This is a genomic window from Actinomadura sp. 6K520 (assembly GCF_004349245.1).
Taxonomy (GTDB): Bacteria; Actinomycetota; Actinomycetes; order Streptosporangiales; family Streptosporangiaceae; genus Spirillospora.
This window is the reverse complement of sequence record NZ_SMLC01000309.1, coordinates 1-5,041: the sequence shown is the minus strand read 5'-3', so window position 1 is coordinate 5,041 and position 5,041 is coordinate 1. Positions and strand designations below refer to the sequence as shown.

The 5,041-nt window shown below is 71.9% G+C and carries 4 protein-coding genes; all 4 read right to left on the bottom strand.

Annotated elements, in window-relative coordinates; genetic code table 11:
• Window positions 1–147 precede the first annotated feature (147 nt).
• Window positions 148–1,014: a ParA family protein gene (locus E1289_RS36470; RefSeq protein ID WP_207929395.1), complete on the bottom strand. Its 867-nt coding sequence runs from the start codon at window positions 1,012–1,014 to the stop codon at window positions 148–150.
• Between the two features lie 150 nt (window positions 1,015–1,164).
• Entirely contained in the window at window positions 1,165–2,115 is a 951-nt protein-coding gene (gene xerD / locus E1289_RS36465; protein ID WP_131988565.1) for a site-specific tyrosine recombinase XerD, read from the bottom strand.
• A gap of 148 nt (window positions 2,116–2,263) precedes the next feature.
• Complete coding sequence (locus E1289_RS36460; protein ID WP_131988561.1) at window positions 2,264–2,911, bottom strand: NUDIX hydrolase; 648 nt, start codon at window positions 2,909–2,911, stop codon at window positions 2,264–2,266.
• Complete coding sequence (locus E1289_RS36455) at window positions 2,908–4,602, bottom strand: CTP synthase (RefSeq protein ID WP_131988559.1); 1,695 nt, start codon at window positions 4,600–4,602, stop codon at window positions 2,908–2,910. The genes E1289_RS36460 and E1289_RS36455 overlap by 4 nt, the downstream gene beginning before the upstream one ends.
• Between the last annotated feature and the right edge of the window lie 439 nt (window positions 4,603–5,041).

Below are 5,041 nucleotides of genomic sequence, written 5' to 3'. Positions count from 1 at the left end.
GCGCGGGGGGCTGCTTCACGGGCGTGTCCGGTTCGTCGGGGTTCGCCACCGGGCCGGGTGGCGGACCGGGATCCTGTGCTCACCGCGGCCGCCGGCGTCCGTGCTCGCCGCGGCGACGGCCTCGCCGACTTTGTAACACGGGTGGCCTCACCCTGTGAGGGCCCACCGCCCCAGTACCTCCCGCGCCAGCCCGCGGTAGGCGTTCGCGCCCATCGAGTTGGGGTCGAAATAGGTGATCGGCTCCCCGGCGACGGTCGCGTCGGGGAAGCGCACCGTCCGGTTGATGACGGTGTGGAACACCTTGTCGCCGAACGCCTCGACGATGCGTCCGAGGACCTCGCGGGTGTGCAGCGTCCGCGAGTCGTACATGGTGCCGAGGACGCCGTCGATGACGAGGTGCGGGTTGATGCGGCCCTGCACCTTCTCGATGGTCTCCATCAGCAGCGCGACCCCGCGCATCGCGAAGTACTCGCACTCCAGCGGGATCAGCACGCCGTCGGCGGCCGCCAGCGCGTTGACGGTGAGCAGGCCGAGCGACGGCTGGCAGTCGATGAGGATGTAGTCGTAGTGCTCGACGGCCGACTTCAGCGCGCCCTGGAGGATGTACTCGCGGCCGACCTCGTGGACGAGCTGGACCTCCGCGCCCGAAAGGTCGATGTTGCTCGGCAGCAGGTCCATCCCGTCGACACCGGTCTCGATGACGATGTCCTCCCACTCGGTGTCGCGTTCGAGCAGCAGGTTGTGGATCGTCACGTCGAGCTGGCGCGGGTCGCCCTTCCCCAGCCCGACCGACAGGGCGCCCTGCGGGTCGAAGTCGACGAGCAGGATGCGGCGGCCGTACTCGGCGAGCGCCGCGCCCAGGTTGATCGTCGTGGTGGTCTTGCCGACGCCGCCCTTCTGGTTGCAGACGGCCACGATCCGCGCGGGACCGTGCTCCGCGAGGGGTTCGGGCTCCGGGAAAACCGGCACGGGCCGCTGAGTCGGCCCGAGCCCCCTGCTCGGATCGGTCTCTATGGTGGCGGAGGATAGGACTCCATCCGCACCGTTTGTGCTGGTCACCAGATCCCTCCCCGGTGGCCCGGAAATGCCATCCAGAACGGGGACTCTAGGGCCGCCGGTGCCGGGTCTCAAGCCGACGCGCGCCGAACGTCGGGATTTGCCCGATCAGCTTCTGGCGCGCGGGTGCGAGGTGGCGTAGACCTCGCGCAGCAGCTGGACGGTCACCAGCGTGTAGACCTGCGTCGTGGTCACGGAGGCGTGCCCGAGCAGTTCCTGCACGACGCGGACGTCGGCGCCGCCGTCGAGCAGGTGGGTCGCGAACGAGTGCCGCAGCGTGTGCGGGGACACCTCCGACAGGTGCGCCCGGTCGGCCGCGGCGCGCAGCACCATCCACGCGCCCTGCCGCGACAGCCGCCCGCCGCGCGCGTTCAGGAACAGCGCCGGGCCGCCCCGTCCCGCCCCGGCGAGTTCGGGACGGGCCCGCACCAGATAGGCGTCCACGGCCTCCCGGGCGTAGTCGCCGATGGGCACGACCCGCGCCTTGCCGCCCTTGCCGGCGACGCGGGCGAACCCGTCCCGCAGGTCGAGGTCGTCGACGTCCAGGCCGACGGCCTCGGAGATCCGGGCGCCCGACCCGTACAGCAGTTCCAGCAGCGCCCGGTCGCGCAGGCCGCGGGCGGTACCGGCGTCGCCGCCGGACGGCGCGTCCACCGCGGCGAGCAGCCGCTCCACCTCCGCCAGGGAGATCGCCTTGGGCAGCCGCCGCGGCGGGGTCGGCGGCTTGACGTCGTGCGCGGGGTCCCCGGCCGCCAGGCCCTCGCGCAACGCGAAGCGGTGCAGCCCGCGGACGGCGGCGAGCGCCCGCGCCGCCGAGCCCGCCGACAGCGGCGGATGGTCCGCGTCGCCCTCCCGCAGACTCACCAGGTAGGCCCGGACGTCGCCCTCGGTGATGTCGGCGATGTCCGCGCGGCCCCGGCCGTCCTGCACCTGCACGTAGCGCCGCAGGTCGCGGCGGTAGGAGCTGAGGGTGTTGGCGGCCAGCCCGCGCTCGACCGCGAGGTGCCCCAGGTAGGTGCGCACGGTGCCGCCGAGCGCGGAACCGGCGCCCGCGGGCAGCGCGGCCGGTTCATCCGGCCCGTCGCCACAGCCGTCACCCGCCGCCGACCGAGGATGAAGAGTGTTCAGTTGCGGCACCTCTTCCGGGCGTGGCTACGGAGTCCCGCCCATCATGCCCCCTCCGGCCCGGCGCGGTGCCCCATCCCGCTCAGCTCTCCGGCGCGTCGACCGGACGCAGCCCGGCGTATCCCGACGCCCGCGCGGCCTGCGCCGCCAGCACCCCCAAACAGGTGATCATGTTGTGCAGGTCGCCGGCCAGCACCTTGCGGACCGCGTCCTCCAGCGGCACCCACACGACCGGCATGTCGGCCTCCTCGTGGACGCGCTCAAAATCGATCTGGTCGGCGGGCACCTCGGTGACGTCGCGGGCCAGGAAGATCCGGACGCGCTCGTCGGCCATGCCGGGCGAGGTGTAGACATCGACCAGGGTGTCCCAGCGGCCGGCGCGGTACCCGGCCTCCTCCAGCAGCTCCCGCTCGGCGAGCTTGTGCAGCGGCTCGCCGTCCACGTCCCGCAGCCCGGCCGGCGCCTCCCACAGCAGCCGCCCCACCGGATGGCGGTACTGCCGCAGCAGCAGCACCCGGTCGCGGTCGTCGACGGCGATGACACCGACGGAGCCGATGTGCTGGATCATGTCGCGTACGACGATCTCGGTGCCGTCGCCGCGCGGCATCTCCACCCGGTCGCTGCGGACGCCGAACACACGGCCCCGGAACACCGTGGACCCCTCCACGACGTGCCAGCGCTCGGGACGGTCCCGGACGTCGTCCGGGCCGAGGCCCCCGGCCGGGCTCATGAAACGGTCACGTTCCCCGCCTCGCCGTCGCCCGTGCGGGCCTCCGCATAGTCGAGCGCCGCGGTGACCAGCCCGGTGAACAGCGGGTGCGGGCGCGTCGGGCGGGACCGGAACTCCGGGTGCGCCTGGGTGCCGACGAAGAACGGGTGCCGGTCGCGGGGCAGCTCGACGTACTCGACCAGGCGGCCGTCGGGCGACAGGCCGGAGAACCACAGCCCGGCCTCCTCCAGCCGGTCCCGGTACACGTTGCTGACCTCGTAGCGGTGCCGGTGCCGCTCGGACACCTTCGCCTCCCCGTACAGCTCCCGCACGATCGACCCCTCGGCGAGGTCGGCCGGGTAGAGGCCGAGCCGCATCGTCCCGCCCATGTCCCGCTCACCGGCGACCACGTCGACCTGGTCGGTCATCGTCGCGACGACCGGGTGGGCGGTGGTGGCGTCGAACTCGGCGCTGTCGGCGCCGGCGAGCCCGGCCAGCGTCCGCGCCGCCTCGATCACCATGCACTGCAGGCCGAGGCAGATGCCGAGGAGCGGGACGCGGTTCTCCCGCGCGTGCCGCACCGCGCCGAGCTTGCCCTCGATGCCGCGCACCCCGAACCCGCCGGGGATGAGCACGCCGTCGACACCGTCCAGCTCCCGCTTGGCCCCCTCGGCCGTCTCGCAGTCGTCGCTCTTCACCCAGCGGATGTGGACCTTGGCGTCGTTGCCGAACCCGCCGTGCCGCAGCGCCTCCGTCACCGAGAGGTACGCGTCCGGCAGGTCGATGTACTTGCCGACCAGCGCGATCGTGACCTCGCGGGCCGGCTTGTGGACCCGCCGCAGCAGCTCGTCCCACGCGCCCCAGTCCACGTCGCGGAACGGCAGGTCCAGCCGCCGCACCACGTACGCGTCCAGGCCCTCGGAATGCAGCACCTTCGGGATGTCGTAGATCGACGCCGCGTCGACGGCCGACACCACGGCCTCCCGGTCGACGTCGCACATGAGGCTGATCTTGTGCTTGAGCCCGTCGGTGATCGGCCGGTCGGACCGGCACACGATCGCGTCGGGCTGGATGCCGATGGAGCGCAGCGCGGCGACCGAGTGCTGCGTCGGCTTGGTCTTCAGCTCCCCGGACGGGCCGATGTAGGGCAGCAGGGACACGTGCAGGAAGAAGCAGTTGTCCCGGCCGATCTCGTGCCGGATCTGGCGGACCGCCTCCAGGAACGGCAGCGACTCGATGTCACCGACCGTCCCGCCCACCTCGGTGATGACGATGTCGACGTCGTCATCGGCGGCCATCCCGATGATCCGGTCCTTGATCTCGTTGGTGATGTGCGGGATGACCTGCACGGTGTCGCCGAGGTACTCCCCGCGCCGCTCCTTGGCGATCACGTTGGAGTAGACCTGCCCCGTGGTGACGTTCGCCGAACCGTGCAGCTCCGTGTCGAGGAACCGCTCGTAGTGGCCGATGTCCAGGTCGGTCTCGGCGCCGTCGTCGGTGACGAAGACCTCACCGTGCTGGAACGGGTTCATCGTGCCGGGGTCGACGTTGAGGTACGGGTCGAGCTTCTGCATCGTGACGCGGAGGCCGCGCAGGGTGAGAAGCCGCCCGAGGCTGGACGCCGTGAGCCCCTTGCCGAGGCTTGAGGCGACACCGCCCGTGACGAAGAGATGCTTGGTAGGCCGCGAGCTACCAGTGGCTGCCGAAGGCAAAGAAGATGCTCCCGTGGTCGTTGCGATGCGGACGTACGCACTGTCCACGGGCTCTCAGAATAGCAGTGGGGTGTTTATTGCACCGCCCTCGGCGGTCAGGCGCTGGAGCGCCTTCCCTTCAACGGGCGATGCGGTGCGATCGCTGCATCGCTCCGGCTCGCCTGGCGGCTCGCTGCGCGATCAGGTTTCTCGCAGGCTCGAACCCTGCCTTCGGACGCGATCGCGACTGTCCAGGTTGTCGCGGGGTTGCGGTGGTGGCTGATGTGGGCGCGTCCACGAAGACCCCTTCGGTCCCGGGACCGCGTGCGGAGGTGAGACGGCCGCGTCGGGCCCCAGCGAGGCCCCCTGGGCGGGGGTGTGTCAGGCTCGCGGGCTCTGGTGCCTTGCGGGTTGCGTGCGTGTCCTGGGTGGTGGTCAGAGGCGGGGGGTGGCGGCGGTG

Excerpts from the sequence above, each read along its gene's own strand:
- E1289_RS36460 (WP_131988561.1), bottom strand. The coding sequence starts at position 2,911 with ATGAGCCCGGCCGGGGGCCTCGGCCCGGACGACGTCCGGGACCGTCCC.